The sequence below is a fragment of the Actinokineospora enzanensis DSM 44649 genome (assembly GCF_000374445.1).
In the GTDB taxonomy this organism is placed as follows: Bacteria; Actinomycetota; Actinomycetes; order Mycobacteriales; family Pseudonocardiaceae; genus Actinokineospora; species Actinokineospora enzanensis.
This window is the reverse complement of the sequence record NZ_KB894430.1, coordinates 63057-85584: the sequence shown is the minus strand read 5'-3', so window position 1 is coordinate 85584 and position 22528 is coordinate 63057. Positions and strand designations below refer to the sequence as shown.

Below are 22528 nucleotides of genomic sequence, written 5' to 3'. Positions count from 1 at the left end.
GCGGTGCCCCTGCCAGGGGTGGTTTTCGCAGGGGTACCCCCACGAGTTGTCCTTGTTGGCAGATCACGGGATGAAAAGAATCGGTCGGGCTGCACGGCTCGGTCTTCGGCGACCCTCCCGAATGGACGCTGTGTGGGCCGAATCGCTGGGTGTGCCGTGCCGGACCCCGATTCGCGCCCCTCGCGTCCTCGTTCGGCAATGGGGCCGGATCCGGCTGACGAGGACGACCCGAGAACCCCAGGCCGTGCGGCGACGGGCCACGAACCCGCACAACCGGAGGGGGGAACACGGCGATGACCATCAGCCGTGACGAGATGGAGGCGCACATCAGGGCCGGAAGGGCCCGAAAGTGGACCCACGCAGTGGGCCCCGGTCACACGGTGTTCAGCGCCGCGAAACTGGGCGACCAGTGGTTTGTGGTGCTCATCGGCCACACCGGGTACAGCCCGGTGACCGAGCTGCTGAGCACTGTCCTGACCGGTGCCGACAAGCACTACGCGAAGTTCGCGGCGACGGGCTTGTAGCCGGCTCGGCCGCACCCCGAACGCGGCGTTCGTCAGGCTGCCGTCCCGGACTCCGGGCCGGTGGTGAACTCGTGCTCGCCCGCCAGCCACATCCGCTCGAACGTCTCCCCTGGCGGGATCGGCAACGCCGAGAGGTTGACCAGGTCGCCGTGCAGCCCGGCGACCTGGGCGCAGATCGCGCGGTATGCCTCGATCTGGACGTCGTCCGCGGTGACGTCCTTGTCTCCCAACGCGAACGGCGCGACGTGCAGGCGCAGCAGGTACAGCGCGACGTCGTCGTCCGCCCGCTGCCCGGTGCGTTCGGCGAGCGCGTTCGCCGCCTGCTTCTCGCTGGGCAGCGGATCGATCCACGTCGCGCGGGCCGCCATCGGCCAGGTCGTGCCGCGCAGCGCGTCCACGATCTGCTGACCGAGCTGAAGCACGTCGAGATCACCACGCAGCCCGGCGTTCAGCATCAAGGGGGCGACCTGCCAGTTCTGCCACACATCCGCGGCGGGAAGGACCATCGGGACACCGTAGAGCAGGCGGCACCCGATACTCGCTCGCGCCGCCGCGGCGGCCAAGGAGAATGACCGGGCATGACGTATCGCAGCCCGTTCGGCGACATCGACACCAGCGACCACAACGGCGAGGACGCGCTGTGCCTGTCCCGCACGCACTGCGCGGACGCCGTCGAGGACACGCTCGCCGAGTTCCACCGGGCCGCGGTCGCCACCATCGACAGCGGCGCGGCGCAGCCCGCGTTCTTCCTCGCCCGCCAGCTCGCCGAACTCGGCTTGAAAGCGTTGCACGGCCACAACTTCCCGATCACCCACAGCCTCACCAAGCTGCTGGACGGCCTCGGCCAACGCGGCGACGACTTGCTCGCCGGAGGGACCGAACAGCGCCTGGTCGTCGCGTTCGTCCGCGACCTCGACCACCACGACGCGGGCGGCGACCAGGGCCGCTACCCGACTACCCGCACCGGCGCCCCGGCACTGGCCACCGTCTGCTGCGCGGACCCCACCCTGCTGCGCGAGCACGTCGACCGCCTGCACGGCTACGTCCAGCGTCGGCTCGCTGCTCACCACTCCGGGACCACGGCCACCGCCCCCGTCGTCTCGATCTGATCCTCCCGCCGAACCCGCTCGTGGTCTGGCAGGTACGGCAGGATGCCCGGCGACCGGATCGTGTGCCCCCGGCTGCCCGCCGCGCGACGCGACACGGCCGGGTAGATCATCGTCCTGTTTCCGCTGGTCGGAGCCAGCGGAGCAGATTGTTCGCATGGGACTGTCGGCGCGTCGCATTTTTTGGAGCAAAAAATGCGATAGAAAGATCGCCATGTCGAGCCAGACGAGTACACGTCGTGCCAGTCGCGGGCGCCCGACCAAGCCGGGCAGGGGTCCTCACAAGATCGGAACCACGGTCGACGACCTGTTGAAGCAGGCCGCGCAGGCCCGCATTGCCGAGCTGGGGTTGAAGTCCGAGGCGGACTACGTGCACTGGCTCCTCACCAAGGACCTCAATGCCAACACGACGGAGGTGGCTGCTTAAGGCGTCGTCCTGATCGCGCACCTCGCGCGATCTACAACCGCATACGGCACCAAGAGAGCGATCTTCCCCAGAAAACAACGAACCCGCCCTGTGGCGGGGCGGGTGAGACGGACATCGGGTAGGCCAGAGGCCCTGTGGCGGGGCCGGTAGACCTCTTTGTTCAGTTGTTAGCTGAGGACGGATTGTGGCGATCCGTCGTTCCCTGGTGCCCCTCACTTCATGGGAGCGCACGTCCTACGGTGCACCTGTGAGGGTAGCGCACGTCCTCACGATCTTTCCAGACATGCGCGGAACGACACGCGGGCCGACTTCTTCGTCGGGCCCGATGGTGCCGTCGTGCTCGGCGCGGGTGCGCCGAGGTGCGTCGAGCACGCGCGCGTGCACGCCGACCCGGATGACGGGCCGGACCACAGCCACGCCCACCGCATCTTCGCTGCTGGGTGGGCGGTCGCGGCATGACCGCGCCCGTTCTCTCCCAGGCCGAAGCCGCGTGGGCTCTGGCGCCGCTGCTGGCTGCCCGCCGGTCGGTGCGGCTGTGGAGCCCCGGCGTCGGGTTCGACGACGCCCGCCCACTGGGCCGACGGCTGCCCGAACGGCCCGCCGCGATCCCGATCTTCGACAAGCGCGGCCGGACCACGCTGCTCGCGCTCGACTTCGACCCCAAGGGCTACGGCCGCGAGCAGGTGGTCCGCGACGCCGACCAGGCCGCTGCCTGGATCCAGGCAGCCGAGGGCCGGGTCATCGTCGACGAGAGCACCCGCGGCGGGCGGCACGTGCTCGTGCCGCTGGCCGCCGGCGTCGACTTTGCCGTGCGCCACCTGCGTCCGGTCCTCGAGGAACTCGCCCGTCGCCTGCCGACGCTGGACATCATCCCGATGGTCAACCTGGCCACCGGGTGCATCACCGCACCCGGCTCGCCCTGCAAGGAGGGCGGCCACCGGCGGCTGCTCACCCCGCTCGACGAGGCGATCGACGCCGCCACTACCCGCTCGGCGCCCGGCACCATCGCCCGCCTGGCCGCGCTGCTCGACCTCTCCTCGCTCCCCGCCACGGCCTCGGCGAGCACGCCCCCGGCCGACACCGCGCTCGGCGACCCGGACGACGACACCACCGCCGTCGACGGCGAGGTGATGGACCTGCCGCCGGTGGCGCTGGAGTTCGCCGTCCACGGCGTCCTGCCCGACCGCCGCAACCGCAAGGGCGAGCCGTGGACCCGGCACGAGGCCCGCCAGTCCGTGCTCGCGCACGCCGCCGTGCGCGGAATGAACCTCTCCGGCGTGCTCGCCAAGCTCGTCAGCGGCGAGTGGCCGGGGATGCGCGCGGCCTACGACCGGTACGGCCCGCGCTGGGAACGCGCCCTCCGTGCCGACTGGAAGAAGGCTCTGACCTGGGCAAACGACGCCGCACCAAAATTCCGGCTTTCCGCCCATGAAGAAGTGCACACCGGGGGGCAGAGGTCTCTGCGGGAGTGGCTGGCCCGAGCCGAGCGGTGGACCCTGCTTTGCAGCCTGCTCGACGGCCAGACCCGGTGGACCACACTGGCACTGTGGCAGGCCCTCGCCTACGCCGCTCAGCTCACCGGGGCCCCCACCATAGCCCAGGGACGGCGTTGGCTCTCGATCGCCGCGGGCCTGCTCGCGGACGAGACCGTATCGAGCGCGCTGCGGGTACTCCGGGAGCTGCCCGGTTCCCCCATCCTGCTGGTGGAGAAGGGCGTCGGGCCCCTGGCCGACCGGTACGCCCTGGTCACGCCCCGGATCAACGACGAAGACGTACCGGCCGATCCCGCCGTCGTCGCCCGGACCGCGGTCGAACCGGTCCACCCGGCGTGGGCCGTCATCGGACTGGCCGCCCGCCGGGTGTTCGAGGTACTCGACCGCGTGTGCCCGGCCGGCCAGGGCAGCGTGCGCCCGCTGGACCTGCCCGAACTGACCGGCATGAGCACGTCCCAGGTCTACGAGGCTCTGATCCGGCTCGCCGAGTTCGACCTGGTCGAGCGTGGCCACGGCTGGGTCCGGCGCACCACCCGCACCCTCACCGACGTCGCGGCCGACCACGCCGTCGACGAGCTTCGCGCCGCACGCCTCGAACGCCACCGCGCCGAGCGTCGCGAATGGCACGCCCTGCTGGCCATGTGGAACGGCGAGGCCGCCGTCGACTGCCCGGAGATCGAGAAGGTGCCCGCCGACCCGTGGCGGCCGGACGAACGCGAGGACTACCTCGCGGCCGTCATGGCCACCGGCCCGCCGCCCGCCGACCACCTCCCCGACGAACCGGGGTTCGACGCCGCGCAGATCGAGCAGGACGCCATCAACCTGCTGATCGACGTGCTCGGCGCCCGCGTACTCGAGCGCCACGCACCGCCGCTGCTGGCCGCGCTCCGCTGACCACGCTCGTCTGTCCAGCCGGGCTGGACGTCCGCGCTCAGCCGAGGGCGGCGACCAGCGCGCGACGATGGTCCGGCCACATCGACTGCAGCATCGCCACCGGCCACCAGTCCGCACCGGCGTCCGGCCGTAGCGTCAGGTTCGCCCGCGCGGGCAGGTCGATGCGCACGGTGAACACGACGGTCCAGGCGTGCAGCGTGTGCACGCTGCTCACCGGCCGGATCGCGCGGACGATCTCGACGTGGCTGTCCGGCGGGGCCACGAGGCCGGTCTCCTCGGTGAGCTTGCGCCGCGCCGTGGTGATGATGCCCTCGGCGGTGACCGGCCGGGCGCCGCCGCGCCACTGCTCGACGGTCGCGCCCTGGTCGGCTGGGATGCCGTAGCCGCCGGGCAGCGCCGGGATCAGGCCCTCGTGCCGGGTGGCGCGGGTGGTGAGCACGACCTGGTCCGCGGCGACCGCGACGACGTCGGCGACCACCGACTCCCCCAGGTGGTAGGCGAACCCCAGCGACGTCGGCAGCCCGATGCGCGGATCGGCGAGGAGTTGCCGGGCGTGCGGGTGCAGCGGCCGGCCGTGCTGGTCCAGGGCCCAGCCCCGGCGCCGGAAGTACGCCTGCAGGTCCTTGGAGACCTGCGGCTGTCCGTCCACGCTGGTCGGCGCGGCGGGGTCGAGCCGGGCCGGGTCGGTGTTGGCGCGGTTGGGGTGGTTCAGGATGTCGTAGCCGGAGGGCACGTGCGCGGCGGTGTCCGAGACCCAGTCGAAGCCGGGGTCGCCGGCGTGCAGCCGGGCGGGATGTCCGGGCCCGCGGGCGGGCGCGACGTTGCTGGCGATGGTGTCCAGCTCCGCCGGGCTGTAGGCCCGGCCGCCGTAGCCCTGCCCCCACCGCGCCTCGTCGGGAACCAGTTCCGCATCGTGTTCGGCGATCGCCGTCGTCGTGTTCATGCACACCAGCCTGATGCGGATTTCGTTGGTGTGGAAGGAGTTTACTGTTTCCACTAAGGACAAGCCCGCGTGGAAACCCGAAATCTGGCTTTGACCAGTGGTTCGAGGCCGTTGTGCGCCAACGGTTTCCGAAACCTCGGGAAACCCCGGTCGGCCTGCCGCCGTCAAGCCGGACTGGACGACCAGTCGAGTCAGCGCCCGCGGCGCGCGTCCTGCGGCACCCACGGCGTGCGGCAGTACAGGTGCGGGTGCCGCGTGAAGGAGTCCACTCGGTCCCAGGTGCGGAATTCGGCCGCCAGCAGCTCGGCCGCGCCGACGCTGCGATCGTGCCCGCCGGAGCACTTGACGCCCACCGTCACCACCGGGCGCCCGGCGTCGAGCAACGTCCGCACCTGTTCCATCACGTCGTCGCGCAGCCCGCTCCACTCGCCCTGCTTGACGATGAACGCCTGCACCGGCGCGTCCAGGCCGGACAGATCGCGCAACTCCGGCTCATGGAACGGGTTCGGCAGCACACCACGCAACACGAGCTGCACGTCCGCAGCGTCCCAGTCCGGCACAGGGATCCGGCGCAGGTGGTTTCTGCCGCACGAGATCACCCGCACGACCCGCAGCCCGTTCATGAGGCGAGCCTTCCACGTGATCACCCGAAGCCGTGACCGGCCCGAGCCGGTCGACCGCGACGAGCACCAAGACTACCGCGCGGCTTTCATGACCGACGTTCGCCGCGCCCACGCCAGCTCTCCCGGCACCCGGTGCTCGAGCAGCCGCCGGTAGATCGTCTCGTCGACCACCGCGATCAGGCTGCCGTCCACGGTCAGGCTGGCCCGCACCCGCAGCACCTGGCGGCCACCGAGCTCGTCGACCTCGTCGACGCGGGTGACGCTGTGGGTGTGCCGCCGGACCGCGTAGCGGCCGAGGACCACCCCGAGCGGCAGGTCGCCGGCGTCGAGAGCCTTGCGGGCCGCCGGGCTCAGCCGGTGCTGCGCGACGCGGGCCGACACCGCGGCGACGAGCAGGGTCGGCCCGGCCAGCCCGGCGTGCAGGACGCCCTGCCGAAGCCGTACGGCGGCACCGGGCTCCATCTCCAGCGCGGCGGCGTCGCCGACGTCGAGCGGGACGCTCTCCTGCCGGTGCAGCACGTGCTCCACCGGGACCTGCAGCCACCTTGCCACGGCGGAGGTGAAGCTGTCGGTGTCGCGCAGCCACCGGGTCAACGTGCGCACTCGGTAGTCGAAGTCGGCCACCGGCACTACGCGGATCTGTTCGACGGTCATGATCGTGTGTCCCCCCGGACGTCACAGCGCGGTTCCCCCAGAACCGCGCAGGGCTAGCCGCTCGTCACTGACCAGCCGCTTTCCAGGGTGCGCCCTTCGAGGCCAGACGTCGAGCCCGCAGACCGTGCGGCCCGAGCGGGGATCGGGCACGACGGCGGGTGGACCTGCGCCGGGATCACCTTCGTCACTGACCGTGAAACTCCGCCCACCACGTCCGGCCGCCGCCGGACCTCGGCGGCGGCGGGAGCGGGCGCCGCAGCGCCATACTGGGCCGCGTGTCCGAACACCCGCGCAGCGTCGACGAGCTGATTCACGCCCTGGACCAGGGCCGCCGATTCGCCTACCTGCCGTTCTGGCGGCCCGAGCCGACTGCGGACGGCTCGCTCGGCGCGAGCTGCCTCAGCCAGTGGTGGCCCGCCGCCTTCGAGATCGACGGCACCACCTTCGCGACCGCCGAGCACTACATGATGTGGCGCAAGGCCGAGCTGTTCGGGGACACCGCGACGGCGACGCGGATCCTGGCCGCGGCCGAACCTGGGCGGGCCAAGGAGCACGGGCGTCAGGTCCGCGACTTCGACAGAACGCGCTGGGCAGAGCATCGGTACGAGGTCGTCGTGACCGGCAACACCGCCAAGTTCTCCCAGCACCCGCGCCTGGGTGAGTTCCTGGCCGGGACCGGCGACCAGGTGCTGGTCGAGGCCAGCCCGGCGGACACGATCTGGGGCATCGGCCTGGCCGCCGACGATCCACGGCTCGACCAGCCGGATCGATGGCCAGGGCTCAACCTCATCGGCTTCGCGCTGGCCGACGTCCGCGCCCGCGTGCGGTCCGCTGATCGACACCGCTGATCGTCCAGCCCGGCTGGACAGCGGGCATGTTCCGCGCAACGGCTGGGAACCCGATCAGGCCAGCGCGCTGTTGAGCTCACCGAGTTCGCGAAGGTGGACGCGGCACTTCTCGCACTCGTCGAGGTGGTCGTCTACCTGCGACGTCTCCCGCTTGGACAACCCGTCGCGGGTCCGCGCACCAAGCCGGTCGGTGGTCGCACGGCAGCGTTCGGCGGTGCTCTCCCGCAGATGGACCTGCAGGTAGGCCTGGCGGAGGCCTTCGCGGGCGCGGTAGGCGAGCGCGGAGACACCGTTGGCGGTCAAACCCAGGATCGGCGCGACCTCGGCGGGGCGCTGCTGCTCGATCTCGGTGTGCCACAGCACGGCCTGCCAGCGTTCGGGTAGGCGGGCGAAGGCCTTCGCGGCGAGCGAGCGCTCGAGTCCGGCGATGGCGGTGTCGGAGAACGGCACGGTCAGCGCCTCGCCGGCCGCGCCGCCGAGGTCGGACATGTCCTCGTTGAGGTCGAGGCGCTTGTCCCTGCGGGTCTTGTCGTAGGCGGTGTGCCGCAACGTGGTGAGCAGGTAGGCGCGGAAGGCGGAGTCCGGGCCCTTGTTGCCGTACAGGGTGTCGAGCACCTTCGCGAAGGCCTCCCCCACGAGGTCGTCGGCCTCCATGTTCGACCGGCTGAATTGCCGCGCGAGGTTGTACGCCGCACCGACGTGCCGCTCGTAGAGCGTTCCGTAGGCGGCCAGGTCGCCCCCTCGGACCTGGGTGATCAGTTCCGCATCGGAGGGGCCCTGGTCGTGGTCGGGACCCACGTCGGCAGGGCGGCGAAACGGCACCACATTGCTGGCCGCGGCTACGTCGTTCATGAGGACTGGCCCCCCGATCCCGCTGCTGAGCGGTCAAGGAATCACTACCGAACAGTTGCCTTACGGTAGCCTTTAAACTTAAGGTGAAGTGAAAAAGTCGACCGATCGGCCCAATCCGTCACCCCTCTGAACAGCGGAAACGCGGCGATCGTCAAGCCACACTGGACAACTGGGGGCGAAATGCCGATGAGGCCAAAGGTCCGGCCGGTGATCACCCGGCTCCACCGCCGCGACGTCCTCGACTGGTTACGCCCGCACTCCGGATGACAGGCGAGAGCCGTCCCGAGCACGACCCCCGGCGCCCGACGGACCCGGCCATGTCGATGATCATGTCGAGGGAGGACTTCCTCGACGCCCTGATCCGCGACGCCAAGCCGGACCCGGAGTGGCCAGAGGTGGACCTCGACGAGCAGGCCGCGCGTTTCGCGAGCGTCCCGCAGGAGGAGCGCGCGACGTGGGAACCGCAGCCTCTCGAATTCCTGGAGCGGGTCCTGAAGGGCCTGCGCGAGCTGTAGCCGCTCGCCTCACCCTGGCCCACGACGTAGCGTGAAGACCGAGGTCAGACCAGGGGGCAGGGGGGACGAATGTCCACGATGGACGAACAACAACACCGCGTACCGGACACAGCACCGGCCGCGACGACCGTGGGCGCGCTCAACGAGTGGAACCGCCGCCCGGACGTCCCGGACGGCGACCGCATGTTGTGCCGCCAGCCCGGACACGGCCTGATGGTCGCCCACAACAACCCCGGAGCTCCTGACGGGATCCGCTGGCAGTGCCCGACCTGCTCCGAGACCCAGCCGATCACCAACGACCAGGTGGTCGTGGCCCTGGGCAGCGAACACCTACCCGTCGCACCGGTCGAGGACCACACCGAGCAGGTGCAGATGCCACCCGACATGCCCGGCGACCGCGGCGACGGCACCGTCCGCCTCAGCGTGGCCGCCCAGCACAGCGGCATCTCGATGACCGGGCTCGGCCTCGCGGGCCTGGTGCTCGGCTTCCTCGCAGGAGGCACCCTCGCCGGCGCCGTCCTGCACGACGTCGGCGGTGTCCTCCTCGCCACGATCGTCTTCGCGCTGGTCGGCGGCCTGATCGGCGAGTCCACCAGCCGCCGCCGATACCCGGTCGCCCGCGTCGTCGCCAGCACCTCGACGACGGCCTCGGCGCTCCGGCCGGGCAACTGGGTCCCAGTGCGGCCGGGCGCCGGACCGCACGATCGAGCCACGCGGGTCGTCCAGGTCGGTGGGCTCCCGCTGAACCACCGCCGCTACCCCGGTGTCCGGGTGAGGCTGTTGAACGGACAGATCATCGAGTGCCACGGCGACGACACCTGGCACACGCTGACGCTGCGGTAGCGCATCCCGAGGGACAATGCGGCCGTGTCCCTGACCACCCAACTCCACCGCGGCGAGCTCGGCCGGTGGTGCGAGGCCAACCTGCCGGGGACCGACAACCTGATCGCCGACGTCCGCCGCCGGCTCGCGGCGGCCGGAAACCCCGCGCCGCTCACGCCGGACGGCCGGATCCCGGAAGACCACTGGCGGACCGTGGCCGCCGCGTTCCGGCTCCGGCTCGGGTTCCTCGTCGACGGCAGCGCGCCCGCCACCGCCCTGCTCGGCGCCGTCCGCGCCCGCCTGGCCAGCCGGGACTGGGCCGACCGGGTCCAGCAGGCATTCCCCGCGCCCGGCGGCACCCCGGACAACCGGTGGTCCCCGTTCCGCGCGGGCAGCCGTGGCTGGCTCGACGCTAGCCGGGTCGACGGCGAAGCCGCACCGGAGTACGAAGCCGCGCTCGAGGAGTTCGTTCGCCGCACCGGCGCGTACCTGCTGGAGCACGCCCCGACCGGCACGCTCGGCACCCGCGGCGCCGAGACGGGGATCGCCCGGTCCTGCTGGATCCTGGCCGCGTGGGAAACCGGCTCACGCAACCGGTTCCCCGCTGCCCTCGCCGCGGTGCTGGACCAGCCCGGCCACACGCCCGAGGACCTCCGGCGCTGTGTACCCGAGACCGCGCTCGCCGACCTGGTCGGCCTGGCACGCCTACTGCACACAAGCAAGACCCTGCGCGACTGGCGCGGCGACACCCCCGGCCGGCCACTCCGCGAGCCCGGCCCCCTCGGCGCTGCCCGGCCGGTGATCGTGCCGCACTGGGCAGAGGCCGACCTGCTCGTCGGCAGCACGCTGATCGAGGCGAAAGCGGTCGCCCAGCTCGACACCGCCGCCCTGGCCCGCTGGTTGTGGAGCCTGCTGGCCTACACCTGGCTCGACACGCAAAACCGGCACGAGATCCGCTCGGTCGGCCTGTACCTCGCGCGCCACGGCGTCGCCGCGAGCTGGGGCGCGGTCACCTTCGCCGACATGCTGCTCGGCGGCACCGGCCGGGCCGACCGCGGCGCCCGCGACCAGTTCCTCCACCTCGCCCGGCGCGTGATCGCCGCCGAGGGCGCCCAGCCACCGGCCGACGGGACGTCCCGCGAGCGGTCGGAACCCCGCCCGCCGTACTTCGCGCGCAACGGCACCTGATCGCGGCCAGGTGCTACCCGCCCGTCACACGCTCCGCCCGTCTGGCGTTTCCCGAAGGTGAAGCAGCGCAAGCACTTCCGGCTCACCAGCGAACGCCCGGCGCAGCTCGGACAGGAAGCCGTCGAACGCCGCCGGCGGCAACACGGGCACCTCGACGTCCTCGCGCGCCACGCACTGGCCCGCCAGCAGCAACGCGGTGTGCGGCCCGAGCTCGATCACGAGCCGTTCGCCTTGACCTTCCCGCCGCAACATGTCCGCCATGACGCGGACGACCTCGGTCAAGTTCTCCTCGCCGCTGGTCACTCGGCAGCCTCCTCGAGTCGCATGGTGGAGGTTCCAACCATCTCAGCGGGTCCGGCTGGTGCGTGCCGCCGAAGGAGGCGGATTCTCACGCGATTCGACGTCTGGCAGGTTCTCAACGGCGTGGCGAACGGCAAGGAGGCACGGCTGTGGGCGGCACTTCGATCGAGCCGATCACCGCGCAGATGATCGACCACTCGACCTGGGGAGAACAGCGATGACCGATCCTGGGGGCCGACCGGGATACGGGAGAAAGGGGCAATGAGCCCCTGAACCCGCAGGTCAGTCGCATCTGATCCCAGCGCAGCGTTGGCCTGGGCGGAGATGTTGACCACCGGTCGACCGGCCCGCCAGGGGTGGAAACCGTGTGCTGGATAGGGTTCGGGCTGTCATGGTGATCGTCTCTGGGGTGCTGGGTTGGCGTCGATTGATCGGACCGCGTACCCGCGGTTCAAACGAGTGGTGCCTGCCCGCGAGTTATCGGAGGCGTTCACACCGACCACCGCCGAACTGACCTGGGCACGCGGCAAGACCTCGAAGCCGCAGCACCTGCTGGCCCTTGTGGCATGGTTGAAGACCTACCAGCGGCTCGGCCACTTTCCCAAGCTCGCCGACGTGCCGGCGGTGGTCACCGAGCACCTGCGGGCCCTGCTCGACCTGGACGCCGAGGTCGTGTTGGAGCACGACTCGACGCGAACCGCGAAGTGGCACCGGAGTCTGGTCCGGGACTTCCTCGGGGTGACCTACGACGCCGGCCACGCCCGCAAGGTCGCCGACGTGGCGATCCGCGAGGCGGTCACCAACAAGGACGACCCCGCCGACCTGATCAACGTGGCGTTGGAGGAACTGGTCCGGGAACGGTGCGAGCTGCTCGGCTACACCACTCTGGACAAGATGGCCACCTCGATCCGGGCCGAGCACAACACCGCGCTGTTCGCCAGGGTCGACGGCCTGATCGCCCGGCCGGACCGGGCTGGGCTGACCCAGCTGCTGGTGGTCGACCCGACCTCGCGGCGCAGCCGGTTCGACCGGCTCAAGGACCCCGCCAAGGCCGCGTCGCTGGGCAAGTTCAAACTGCGGCTGGCCCACCTGAGCGAGCTGGACTCGTTGGGGCCGACCGAGAAGTGGTTGGCCGGGATCCCCGCGACCAAGATCGCGCACTTCGCGGGCGAGGCACGGGTGACCGATGTCGGGGACCTGCGCGACATGGGCGAGCCGAAGCGGTGGACGCTGCTGGCCAGCCTGATCCACGAGGCGCGCACCTCGACGCGGGACGAGGTGGCGATCATGTTCTGCAAGCGCATGGCCACCATCCACAAGAGGGGCCGCGAGTTACTCGAGGAGCTGCACGAGGCGCACCGCGCGGAGTCCGAGCGGTTGCTCGGGGTGCTCGGCGACGTCCTGTCGGACGTGCGGGAGGCCCTCGGGCTGCCCGACCCCGCCACCGGGGTGGCACCGGTCAAGCCCCAGCGGAAGCCCTCGGCGGCCGTGGTGGCCGCGCGGGCCGGGCGCGCGGTGCTCAAAACCCTCGCCGACGCCGGCGGCGTGGAGGAGTTGGCCGCCGCGCACGAGGCGGTGTCCGCACACCACGGCAACAACTACCTGCCGCTGCTGGAGCGTTTCTACTCCAGCCACCGCTCGGCGTTGTTCACCCTGCTGGACACCGTGGAGTTGGAGGCCACCAGCGCCGATCGCAGCGTGCTGGACGCGGTGGAGTTCGTCCGTGCCTGTCGCAACCGGGTCGGCAAGCACGTCCCGGAGAAGATCACCGTCGAACGGGTCGCCCCTGGCGGGACCAAGTCGAAGATCACGCTGACCATCGACGTCGACTCGTTCGCCGGCGAGTCCTGGCGCAAGATCCTGCGGGAGAACAACTTTCCCGGCCGTCTCGTGCGCCGCCACCTGGAAGTCTGCGTGTTCTCCTACTTGGCCGCCGAGTTGCGTTCGGGAGACATCGCGGTCGTGGGCGCGGACTCCTATGGCAACCTGCACGCCCAGTTGATGTCCTGGCAGGAGTGCGAGCCCAAGGTCGCCGAGTTCTGCGGCCAGGCCGGCATCCCCACCGAGGCCACGGAGTTGGTGGCGTTCTACAAGGACAAGCTCGCCGCGACCGCGACGAAGGTGGACGCCGGGTTCCCCGCCAACACCGACCTGTCCTTCGAGGACGGCCGGCCGGTGCTGCGCCGCCGCAAGGGCGCCGACCGGCAACCCTCGGCGGTGGCGTTGGAGGAGGCCATCCACGAGCGGCTGCCCGAACGCGGGCTGCTGGACATCCTCGCGCGCAGCGCCCACCTGGTCGGCTGGCCCCGGCACTTCGGACCGGCCTCGGGCTCGGACCCCAAGATCAAGCAGGCGATCGCGCGCTACGTGCTGATGGTCTTCGCCAACGGCACGCTGCTCGGGCCGGCACAGGTGGCCCGGCACATGCGCGACGACGTCAGCGTGCACGAACTGTCGCTGGCGGCCAACAAGCACGCCACCTGCCCCAAGATCGACGCCGCGTCCACCGACGTGATCAACGCGTTCGCGAAGCTGGACGTGGCCGGCATGTGGGGCGACGGGCACGCGGTCGCGGTCGACGGCTCCCAGATCGACACCTGGGACAACAACATCCTCGCCGAGTCCCACATCCGCTACGGCGGCTACGGCGGTTTGGCCTACCGGCACATCTCCGACACCTACATCGCCTTATTCAGCAGGTTCATTCCCTGCGGCGTGTGGGAAGCCGTCTACATCATCGACGGGCTACTCAAGAATGACTCCGACATCAAGCCCGACACGATCCACGCCGATACCCAAGGCCAGTCGCTACCGGTCTTCGGATTAGCCGCCCTGTTAGGTTTCGACCTGCTCCCACGTATCCGCAACTGGCACGACCTGAACTTCTACCGCCCCGACACGCAGGCCCACTACTCCCACATCGACGGGCTGTTCGCCGACAACGTGATCGACTGGGGCATCATCGAAACCCACTGGAAGGACCTGCTGCGCACGGCCATCTCGATCAAGGAGGGTCGGGTGTCGTCGGTGACGCTGCTGCGTCGGCTGCGCAACAACTCCCACAAGAACCGACTGTATCGGGCGTTCCGGGAACTGGGGCGCGTGATTCGTACGATCACGCTTCTTCGCTACCTTTCCGACCCGGCGTTGCGGGAGCAGATCACCGCGATCACCAACAAGGTCGAGGCGTTCCACGGGTTCTCCACGTGGCTGCGGTTCGGTGGCGAGGTGATCGGCCGCAACGACCCGGAGTACCAGGAGAAGGTGGTGAAATTCAATGAGCTGCTGGCGAATTGTGTGATCTACCAGAACGCGTGCGACATCACCGCCGCCGCGAACGCGTTGGCCGCAGACGGGCATCCGGTCGACCCTGACGACCTGGCGACGATCTCGCCGTACATCACCCACACCATCCGCCGCTTCGGCGACTGGGTGCTCGACCTGTCCCCACCGGCGCAGCAACCGGTGACCCGGCTGGACCTGCTGCCCGGTGCGTTGTTCCCGACTGTGGGAGCCACGGCGCCGATGGTGCCCGCTGGTGGCCGCCCCAGTCGATGAGGGCCTTGCCGGGCAATGCCCGGATCGGGCATCTCGCCCAGGCGTGATGATCTAGACTCGTGCGGGTCGCGATGGCAGCATTCGGTGGATCGGGGCTGCGTCGCGGCACAGGTTCGGGTCCGGCGCCTTCGCCGGCCCGAACACCACCAACCCAGGTGGCCAGCACAGATCACGGGGCCCGCCGGAGGTTGGTGACCCGAACGGTGGAAGCCTTTGCTGGACCGCCTTGTCGGCGGGTACGCGTGGCCGGAGCACCACCGCCAACCACCTACGATGCCCTCTGTGACTACTGGGGGCGATGACGCCGTCGGCACCGACGCCGGCCAGCGGCTGCGGGACTTGGCGCGTTCTGCCGCGCAGGACCTGCTCAACGCCACCACCACCGAGATCCGTGACGCCGCCGCGCGGCGTTACCTGGACGAGGTCGGTCCGCTGCTGGAGGCCGCCGTCGCCGCCGGCCAAGCCACGGCGGCGATGGCCGCCGCGACCGCGCGGGACCGGTTGGCCATCCAGCCGTTGGAAGTCGCGGACGTGCAGGCCGCCGTCAGCGAACTCAACAACTGCGCGAGCATCCTGACCTCCTTCGGCGGCGCCGCACCCGAGCCTGAGGATCCTTGCGACTTCTGCCGCCGCGAGGTCACCCGGCACCGCCCGAACTGGATCTACCCCGTCCAGCCGTCCCAGCTCGCCGGCCTGGCGCCACAACGGCTCGCCGGCGCCGCGCTGGACATCGGATGGCTCTCGTGTGATTCCTGTGCCGATCGCGTGGAAGAAGGCGACTACGCCGAGCTGGCCCGGCGAATGGGCAGCGCCGACGGGACGCCGCCGCGCGCGTTGCGGATGTTCCGGGACAACCGCGCCGGCGAGGCCGTGCCGATCCGCTGACCCGGCCGCACCGGGTCAGGGCGCTGACCTACTGGTGGTGCGGGATGATTCCGCTGGTGGTCGAGGGGCTTCCCCGGTCACCTCGGCCGCCGCTCACCTGGTCGGCTACACCGAGGCCGGGCTGAACCCGAACTCCCGCAGCATCCGCCCGGCCTGCGCGTCAGCCCAGGCTTGGGGCAGGAAGTCCAACGCGTCCGCCGGAAGATCGTCCGGGTCGGCCCAGACCAGTTCGGTGCACTTGTGCGGTTCGCGGATCTCCGGCTGTCCGGTCCAGGTGCTGGTGGTGAAGAAGATGTCGACGCGGGGTTCCAGCGAGCGGCGGAACATCGTCCCGGCCGGCTTCAGCGCGGTCGGGTCCAACTCGATCCCCAGTTCCTCGGCGATCTCCCGCACCGCGCACGCGGTCGGGGTCTCCCCCCGGTCCACGTGCCCGGCGGCTAGCCCGAGCTGGCCATCGGCGTAGCCACTTCCGGCGCGCCTCATCAGCAGGATTTTCCCTTGCTGGACAAGGAAGACGTGCACCGCGAGAGGGTAGCGGTCGTGCTTGGTGTCGAACACGTAGTCCTGGCCGGCCTGCTGCTCGCTCATCATCACCTCGGGGACGGTCGGTGGGAATCCCAGTGATTCCGCCAGAATCAGAGGGCCTTGGGCTGAACCTGCCGTGACCCGTCGACGTAAACCGTAATGCCCTTCGAGCCCGCCTCCCAGGCGGCCACGTAGGTGTCATAGACCTCCAGGGCCGTGGCGGTGGCGGGCAGGTTGACCGTCTTGGACACCGCGTCGTCCACGCACGCCTGCACCGCGGCGGCCATCGCCAGGTGCCCGGCCGGGCTGATCTGGGTCGCGGTGGCCAGCACCGCCTGAAGGTACGGGGAGACGCCGGCGCCGTCCGGGAGTCGGCCGTGCGCGGCGACGTGCTCGAGCAGTTCGGCGTGGCCGGCCGCGCGCAGCGTGGCGGCCGCCGCCGGGTGCAGGTGCTCGGGCAGATGCGGGTCGGTGAGTTTGAACAGCGGCTCGATTCCGGTGGAGGCGCCGACGACCGGGGCGCTGCGGCCGGTGGGCGGGATCGCCACGGTCGAGGAGTTGCGCAGCAGCCCGGTGGCCGCGATCTCCTCGGCCAGCGCGGTCCAGTCGCCGGGGGTGACGCTCCGGACCGGAACGGCGGAGAACCGTTGCAGGAAAAGGGGATCGGCGTAGCGGGACAGTCCACTCGCGACCGCCGGAGCCGCGCCACGAGCACGGGCCAGCTTCATCGAGGCGCGCTTGGAGCTGTAGTTGACCACCGCCAGCACCTCCTGGGCGAGCTGGCGGCCTTCCACGCTGTCGTAGGGCAGCCCGGCGGCCAGCAGCAGATCGGCCAACCCGCACACCCCGACCCCGATCTTGCGTTTGACGCCCATCACGTGCGTGGACAGCGGGTTCGGGTAGTGGTCCAGGCTGGCCGCGATCGCGTCGTCCAACGCCCGCACCAGGGTGTGCACCGTGTCCGACAAGGCGTCCAGGTCGACCGGAACCGCGCCGGTGCCGGTGTGGAAACGACCAAGGTTCACATAGCCGAACTGGCATGTTTCGCCAGCTTGAAGTCCTACTTCCGCACACGGGGCGGTAGAGACGTAGGCGCCGACGTGCGGGGTCGGGTTGGCCTCGTTCATCCGGTCGGCGAACAGCAGACCGGGATCGGCGCAGGCGTGCGCGGCCCGCGCGGCGGAGGTCAGCAGTTCGCGTTCGCGGCCGTCGGTGGTGATGGCCGCGAGCATGTCGGCGTCGGTGACGTGCAGGGAGATGTTGAACTTCCACTGCTCGCCGAGGGTGTCGGCGTCGACCTTGCAGCCGATGAACTCGCCGGCGGCGGGGTGGGCCAGGGACAGGATGGCCATGTTGCCCACCGGCCGGTCCTCCGTGCCGGAGGCGGCGCCGGTGACGGCGATGTCGTTGAGGTAGCGCAGCGTCCCGACCGGATCCGACACCTCGTCCAGGGTGAAGCCGGTGCCCATCCCCGCCCGGTGGTAGTCGTCCACGATCGTCTTGACCTGGGCGAGGTCGCCGCGCAGGTCCACCGGCGGCACCGCGCACGCGGCCAGGGGCCGGTCGGGGTAGCGGCCGGCGTTGGTCATGATCGGCGTGGAGAACACGATCCGCCCGGTGTCCAGGGCCCAGCCGAGCCGGTCGGCGAACACCTGCGCGCCGGCCGGGTCGAAGCCGGCGTCGGCGCGAGCCAAGGCCACCACGATGCGGGTGTTCATGTCGCGGGCGGTCTCGTGCGGGTCGATGATCCGCCCGGCCCGCAAATAGTCGTCGGTGGCCGGGCAGCTGGGGAGCGTCGAGGCATACATCGTCGGAGCCCTTCTTCCTGGGAAAAGTGGTGGGGCTCCTGTCACGCTGGCCGTCATCGCCGCAGGTCGGCACCGGGCTGTACCGGTCCCGCACAGGGTGTGCGGATCCTGCAAACCCCCTGGTGATCACCGGAAATCCGGCTACCGTGGGAGGGCTTGCCACCTCACGCAGGAGGCGCCATGGCACCGGTCGCGCACCGCGAGGTCGTCGCGGCACTGCTGCACACCCACCCCGATCCCGGCACCGTCGTGCGCGTGGCCCGCACCGCGCTGGGCTGGAGCCAGGCCGAGCTGGGGCGGCGCTGCGGCTTCTCGGGCAGCCAGGTCTCCCGGTGGGAGACCAACCGGCTGCCGCTGCGGGACATGCCGCTGCTGCGCACGCTGGCCGAGGTGCTGGGCCTGCCACCGGCGGTGTTCGGGCTGGGCGACACGACCGCGCCGGCCTGCGCGCCGGGGGCCGCCGCCGGGCATAGGGTGGGCCGGGTCACGCTCCCTCGGACCGAGGAGGACGACCCGGTGCGCCGACGCGCGTTCTTCCAGCTCGCCGCCCTCACCGGCAGCACGCTGGCCTTGCCGACCACCGCCAACGCCGTCACCAGCGAGGTCGACCCGGCCGAAGTCCTGGCCCGCCACCTCGGTGACGTGCTGCTCGGCCCCGCCGCCACTGGTGTCCCGGCACCGGTCGGGCTGCTCACCGAGGCGTTGACCGTGGCCCGGCAGGAGTTCACCACCTGCCGCTATCTCCCGTTGGCGACCCGGCTGCCCGCGCTGATCACCACCGCTGAAGCCACCGCCGCCGACCACGATGACCCGTCGGTGCGGCGAGTGCTGGCCCAGTCCTACAACCTGGCCACCCGCGCGTTGATCAAGCTGGAGGCCTCCGGCCTGGAATGGTTGTCCGCCGACCGCGCACTGCTGGCCGCCCGCGCCGCCGAGCACCCGCTCACGCTGGCCGAGGCACAGCGCATGGTCGCCTCGGTCGCCCGCCGCGCCGGCCACCACGACCACGCCCAACGCCTGACCCTGGCCGCCGCTGACCACCTCGACATCAGCGGCGCCCGGCCCGCACCCGAACACCTCGCGATGTACGCGACGCTGCACCTGTCGGCCGCCTACGCCGCCGCCCGAGCCGGCGACCGCGAACGCGCTTCCGACCTGCTCGGCGAGGCCACGACCACTACAGATCGCCTGGTCGACGACCCGGAGCGGCACCGCGCGGTGGCCGCGAACGTGGTCAGCCACCAGGTCTCCGCCGCCTACGTGCTCGGTGACGCCGGCGCCGCGCTCGCGCACGCCAACCGGCTGCCGCTGGCGGCGATCCCGACCACCGAGCGCCGCGCCCGGCTGCTGGTGGACACCGCGCAAGCCTGGGCCCGATGGGACAAACCCGGCCAGGCGTACCGGACCCTGCTCGCGGCCGAACACGCCGCGCCCGGCGAGGTGCGCACCCGCAACGCGGTGCGCCTGCTGGTCACCGACCTGATGAACTCCCCGAAACAGGCCACGATGCCAGGGCTACCCGCGCTGGCCCACAGGGTCCACGCCTTCGCCTGAGCACCCTCACCAGCGCCCGCTCACTTCCAGGAGCTGGTGGCCTGCGGTGGCCGACGACGCGCTGCGGGGTGATGCTGGTGGCCATGGGGACCGTACGTGACCTGCATCCGCGCCAGGTCGGACAGACCGCCTGGCAGGCGATGATCGGCGTGGGAATTGGCGATGACGAGAACGTCGATTGCGTCGCCGACGCGGAGTTGCCCAGCCTGGCCGTGGCCAAGGCGTGGGTGGAGAAGACCTTGCCCACCGCAGGTTTCCCGGAGTGGGTTCACCGCCGGGTGCACGGCACCGCTGGGGCGTTCCTGTTCGGCAGCGTGTCCTGCGGCTGGTACGACACCGACCTGGTGTTCGAGCCCGACCCCGATGGGCCGGTGTGGGACGCCGACCTCGTGCAGGGCCGCCTCCGCTGGCGACGGACCTGACCGTGGGCGTCGGGGGCGGGGTTTCGATCAGCGGGTGACGGCGGCTGAGCGCAGCGGCCAACCGCCGGCGTGCTTGCGCACGTCCTTGGCCTTGACGAGCAGCTGCTCCCGTTCGGCGGGGTCGGCTTGCCCGCTGGCCAGCTGATCGAGGTAGCGGGCGAACCCGAGCTGCTGCGCGGTGTGCCACTTCTCCTGGTGCTCGTGCAGCGCGGCCGGGTCCAGGCCGCCAATCGCGGGAAGGCAGTGCGCCATCCTCCAGGCCAAGCGCGCCGCAGCCAACGCGTCGCCGTCCGAGGAGTGCGGGCCGTCTTGGGTGACTTGGTAGTGCTCGCACAGCGCGCCGAGCGTGCGCTTGCCCTTGCGGTACTGATCGGCGTGCTTGTCGATCACCAACGGGTCCACGACCGGGCCCGTGATCTCCAGCATCCGGTGCGGGTCCAGGTGCCGGCGAGCCTCGTACTCGATCAGGGACAGGTCGAACGGAGCGTTGAAACAGATCAGCACGGTGGCCGGTGTCCACTGCTGGGCCAGCGCGGCGACCAGTTCACCGATCACCTCGACGGCGGGCCGGCCTTCCGCACGGGCCCGTTCGGTGCTGATGCCGTGAACGGCTTGGGCGGTTTCCGGGATCTCCACGTCGTCGCCGGGGTTGGCCAGCCACGACCTGACGACGGGCGGCGAGCCCGGCGTGATGCTGGCCAGGGTGGCGGTCACGATCCGGTCGGAACGCACGTCGGTGCCGGTGCTCTCGGTGTCCAGGGCCAGCATCGGCCCCTCTGCCCACGTCGTCATGCACAGCATGTAACCAGTCGCCTACGACAATCCAGGGCTCGGCAGGTCGGCTAGGCCGCTGAGCTGCGGATCCTGTGTGCTGCGGCAGGGAGCGCTCGGTGGTCGCTCATGCTTTGGAGCCGTAGAAGACCGGCACCCGCCGGCGCGCGGTCTCGATCAGTTCGGCGCGCTCGGCGAAGTCGGGGTGGATCGCGATGCGGACCGCCCGCAGCAGTTCGTCCAGGGTGATCGCCTGCTCAAGTTCGTGGCGCAGCGGGTGATGGTCGCGCAGTTGGGCGAGCAGGTCGGCCAGCATCACCATCGCCCGGTCGCGGTCGCGTCCCCACGTCCAGGCCAGCACCCCGCCGAAATGGTTGTCGAGGTTGAGGATGCGGGCCTGGCCCTGGCGGCGGGTCAGCCGCCACAGCTGCCGCTCGGCGGTGTGTTTGACATAGCCGTCCAGCAGGCTGGCGAAGACCTGTATGGGCAGCTCCACCGTCACGCCGTCGGCCATCGCGTTCTCCTTGTCCTGGTGGGGAAATCGGTGCGTCGCACTGGTCGGTGGTCAGGTGTGGTCGGCGCAGATCAGCGCCGGTTCGGTGCGCCATCCGGCCCGTTCCAGCCGGCGCAGCACCAGCGCAGGCGGGGTGTCGCCGTCGACCTGGTCGGCCAACTGGCCGGCGAGCATCGGCCCTTGGCCGCAGCGGGCGCACTCCACGATCGCGAGGTGCTCACGGGGTTGGCAGTGCTGGCAGTGCTGGACGATCCGGATCCCGTGCGGCGCAAGAGGATCGGCGTAGAGCCAGACCACGGCGAGGTCACGGCGGAGCTGGAACCGGTCCGGGCCGGTGACCGCGGTAAACCCGCAGTCGGGGCCGGGACAGGTCGTGGCGGTGATCGGGACGGTAGCCTCGGTCAGCGGTTCGATCACCGCGATCGTGCCGGTGGTGGTCAGCGCGGCCGCCACCGGTGCGGGCTTGAGCTGGGCACGGACCTCGGCCAGGTCGGGCACGTACTTGTAGATCGTGGACCGGGACACCCCGAGCAGTTCGGCGATGGAGCCGATGGTGTTGTCGGGGTTGGTCAGCAGGTCGCGGGCGTGCCGCACCTGCTCCGGGGTCATCGCCGGGGGCCGGCCCAGGCGGACGCCGTTGGCGCGGGCGGCGGCCAGGCCCTCGTGGGTGCCCTCCACGATCAGCTCGCGGATGAACTCGGCCAGGGCGGCGAACACGTGGAAGACCAGCCGGCCGCCGGGTGTGGTGGTGTCGAGGTTCTCGTGCAGCGAGGTGAACCCGATGCCGCGCTTGCGCAGGCTGGCGACGATGGCGAGCAGGTCGTGCAGCGAGCGGCCCAGCCGAGACAGCTCGGTGACCACCAAGGTGTCGCCGGGTTGGAGGAACTCCAGGCACTCCCGCAACTCGGGTCGCTCGGCGGTGCGCCCGGAGAGCTTCTCGCGGAACACCCGCCGGCAGCCGGCGGCGGCCAGGGCGTCGGTTTGCCGGCGCAGCAGTTGCCCGACGGTGGATACTCGGGCGTAGCCGATCCGGTCGCCGCCGCCGATCGCGTCGAGCGGGTCACCGTCGAGCGCGACCCACTCCGGCAGGTTGCTCATCGTCGTCGGTCGTGCACACAAGGTGCCATCATGGGGCCCGAGTGTACGGAAAAGGGCCTCGGTCGGAGTTGTTCGACACGCGACTTCTCGACACGATTTCCGGACACCAAACCGGGCGAAATTCACCACTCCGAAGGCAGTAGATGATCTTGTTGAGAATCGGTCGATTCCCAACAAGATCAACAGCGGGTGACGGCCCCTCGC

The 22528-nt window shown here is 70.8% G+C and carries 22 protein-coding genes and 1 pseudogene; 12 read left to right on the top strand and 11 right to left on the bottom strand.

Going from position 1 to position 22528, the window contains the following annotated elements; translation table 11 throughout:
• Window positions 1-293: 293 nt before the first annotated feature.
• Window positions 294-524, top strand: a complete 231-nt coding sequence (locus tag C503_RS0127385) for a hypothetical protein (RefSeq protein ID WP_018685416.1) — start codon at window positions 294-296, stop codon at window positions 522-524.
• Window positions 525-556: 32 nt separating this feature from the next.
• Here the strand turns inward: C503_RS0127385 and C503_RS0127380 are convergent, their stop codons facing one another.
• Complete coding sequence (locus C503_RS0127380) at window positions 557-1030, bottom strand: hypothetical protein (RefSeq protein WP_018685415.1); 474 nt, start codon at window positions 1028-1030, stop codon at window positions 557-559.
• Window positions 1031-1102: 72 nt separating this feature from the next.
• Between C503_RS0127380 and C503_RS0127375 the strand changes: the two genes are divergently transcribed.
• The 3 genes from C503_RS0127375 (at window position 1103) to C503_RS0127365 (ending at window position 4444) form a co-directional block, all read left to right on the top strand.
• Window positions 1103-1633 (top strand): HEPN domain-containing protein, encoded by a 531-nt coding sequence (locus tag C503_RS0127375; RefSeq protein ID WP_018685414.1) that lies wholly within the window; start codon window positions 1103-1105, stop codon window positions 1631-1633.
• Between the two features lie 154 nt (window positions 1634-1787).
• Window positions 1788-2057, top strand: coding sequence for a hypothetical protein (locus C503_RS46285; RefSeq protein ID WP_156893546.1), 270 nt, complete (start codon window positions 1788-1790; stop codon window positions 2055-2057).
• Between the two features lie 455 nt (window positions 2058-2512).
• Complete coding sequence (locus C503_RS0127365; RefSeq protein ID WP_018685412.1) at window positions 2513-4444, top strand: hypothetical protein; 1932 nt, start codon at window positions 2513-2515, stop codon at window positions 4442-4444.
• Between the two features lie 37 nt (window positions 4445-4481).
• Here the strand turns inward: C503_RS0127365 and C503_RS0127360 are convergent, their stop codons facing one another.
• The 3 genes from C503_RS0127360 to C503_RS0127350 form a co-directional block, all read right to left on the bottom strand.
• Window positions 4482-5387 carry an NUDIX hydrolase gene (locus C503_RS0127360; RefSeq protein ID WP_018685411.1) on the bottom strand — a complete coding sequence of 302 codons (906 nt, stop codon included), beginning with the start codon at window positions 5385-5387 and terminating at the stop codon, window positions 4482-4484.
• A 191-nt stretch (window positions 5388-5578) separates the two neighbouring features.
• On the bottom strand, window positions 5579-6010 hold the full coding sequence (locus C503_RS0127355) for a RapZ C-terminal domain-containing protein (protein ID WP_018685410.1): 432 nt from the start codon (window positions 6008-6010) through the stop codon (window positions 5579-5581).
• A 72-nt stretch (window positions 6011-6082) separates the two neighbouring features.
• Window positions 6083-6664, bottom strand: coding sequence for a hypothetical protein (locus tag C503_RS0127350; protein WP_018685409.1), 582 nt, complete (start codon window positions 6662-6664; stop codon window positions 6083-6085).
• A 275-nt stretch (window positions 6665-6939) separates the two neighbouring features.
• Here C503_RS0127350 and C503_RS0127345 point away from each other — a divergent pair, with 275 nt between their 5' ends.
• Window positions 6940-7512, top strand: coding sequence for a riboflavin biosynthesis intermediates N-glycosidase (locus C503_RS0127345; protein ID WP_018685408.1), 573 nt, complete (start codon window positions 6940-6942; stop codon window positions 7510-7512).
• A 60-nt stretch (window positions 7513-7572) separates the two neighbouring features.
• On the opposite strand, the pseudogene C503_RS0127340 reads toward C503_RS0127345, so the two are convergent.
• A pseudogene (locus tag C503_RS0127340) lies at window positions 7573-8364 on the bottom strand (sigma-70 family RNA polymerase sigma factor); the annotation flags it as partial.
• 263 nt (window positions 8365-8627) lie between these two features.
• Between C503_RS0127340 and C503_RS0127335 the strand changes: the two are divergent.
• The 3 genes from C503_RS0127335 (at window position 8628) to C503_RS41085 (ending at window position 10889) form a co-directional block, all read left to right on the top strand.
• Entirely contained in the window at window positions 8628-8879 is a 252-nt protein-coding gene (locus tag C503_RS0127335) for a hypothetical protein (protein ID WP_018685406.1), read from the top strand.
• Between the two features lie 69 nt (window positions 8880-8948).
• The gene (locus C503_RS0127330; protein ID WP_026316750.1) at window positions 8949-9722 is read left to right on the top strand and encodes a hypothetical protein; all 774 of its coding nucleotides are present in this window, start codon (window positions 8949-8951) and stop codon (window positions 9720-9722) included.
• Window positions 9723-9746: 24 nt separating this feature from the next.
• Window positions 9747-10889, top strand: coding sequence for a hypothetical protein (locus tag C503_RS41085; protein ID WP_018685404.1), 1143 nt, complete (start codon window positions 9747-9749; stop codon window positions 10887-10889).
• Window positions 10890-10913: 24 nt separating this feature from the next.
• On the opposite strand, the gene C503_RS0127320 is transcribed toward C503_RS41085, so the two are convergent.
• Window positions 10914-11192 carry a hypothetical protein gene (locus tag C503_RS0127320; protein ID WP_018685403.1) on the bottom strand — a complete coding sequence of 93 codons (279 nt, stop codon included), beginning with the start codon at window positions 11190-11192 and terminating at the stop codon, window positions 10914-10916.
• 414 nt (window positions 11193-11606) lie between these two features.
• Here C503_RS0127320 and C503_RS0127315 point away from each other — a divergent pair, with 414 nt between their 5' ends.
• Together C503_RS0127315 and C503_RS0127310 are read left to right on the top strand one after the other, a co-directional pair.
• Window positions 11607-14747 carry a Tn3 family transposase gene (locus C503_RS0127315; RefSeq protein WP_051114947.1) on the top strand — a complete coding sequence of 1047 codons (3141 nt, stop codon included), beginning with the start codon at window positions 11607-11609 and terminating at the stop codon, window positions 14745-14747.
• 282 nt (window positions 14748-15029) lie between these two features.
• Window positions 15030-15632: a hypothetical protein gene (locus tag C503_RS0127310; RefSeq protein ID WP_018685401.1), complete on the top strand. Its 603-nt coding sequence runs from the start codon at window positions 15030-15032 to the stop codon at window positions 15630-15632.
• A gap of 105 nt (window positions 15633-15737) precedes the next feature.
• Here the strand turns inward: C503_RS0127310 and C503_RS0127305 are convergent, their stop codons facing one another.
• Entirely contained in the window at window positions 15738-16220 is a 483-nt protein-coding gene (locus C503_RS0127305) for an NUDIX hydrolase (protein ID WP_051114949.1), read from the bottom strand.
• A gap of 47 nt (window positions 16221-16267) precedes the next feature.
• Complete coding sequence (locus C503_RS0127300; protein ID WP_018685399.1) at window positions 16268-17965, bottom strand: vitamin B12-dependent ribonucleotide reductase; 1698 nt, start codon at window positions 17963-17965, stop codon at window positions 16268-16270.
• 180 nt (window positions 17966-18145) lie between these two features.
• On the opposite strand from C503_RS0127300, the gene C503_RS41080 reads away from it, so the two are divergent.
• Window positions 18146-19519, top strand: a complete 1374-nt coding sequence (locus tag C503_RS41080) for a helix-turn-helix domain-containing protein (RefSeq protein ID WP_018685398.1) — start codon at window positions 18146-18148, stop codon at window positions 19517-19519.
• A gap of 83 nt (window positions 19520-19602) precedes the next feature.
• Window positions 19603-19941 carry a hypothetical protein gene (locus tag C503_RS0127290; protein WP_156893544.1) on the top strand — a complete coding sequence of 113 codons (339 nt, stop codon included), beginning with the start codon at window positions 19603-19605 and terminating at the stop codon, window positions 19939-19941.
• Between the two features lie 27 nt (window positions 19942-19968).
• Here C503_RS0127290 and C503_RS0127285 read toward each other — a convergent pair whose 3' ends face one another.
• From C503_RS0127285 to C503_RS44975, 3 genes are all read right to left on the bottom strand, one after another.
• Window positions 19969-20733 carry an exonuclease domain-containing protein gene (locus tag C503_RS0127285; RefSeq protein WP_026316747.1) on the bottom strand — a complete coding sequence of 255 codons (765 nt, stop codon included), beginning with the start codon at window positions 20731-20733 and terminating at the stop codon, window positions 19969-19971.
• 106 nt (window positions 20734-20839) lie between these two features.
• The gene (locus C503_RS0127280) at window positions 20840-21226 is read right to left on the bottom strand and encodes a hypothetical protein (protein ID WP_018685395.1); all 387 of its coding nucleotides are present in this window, start codon (window positions 21224-21226) and stop codon (window positions 20840-20842) included.
• A 51-nt stretch (window positions 21227-21277) separates the two neighbouring features.
• Window positions 21278-22324 carry a recombinase family protein gene (locus C503_RS44975; RefSeq protein WP_018685394.1) on the bottom strand — a complete coding sequence of 349 codons (1047 nt, stop codon included), beginning with the start codon at window positions 22322-22324 and terminating at the stop codon, window positions 21278-21280.
• Window positions 22325-22528: the final 204 nt, after the last annotated feature.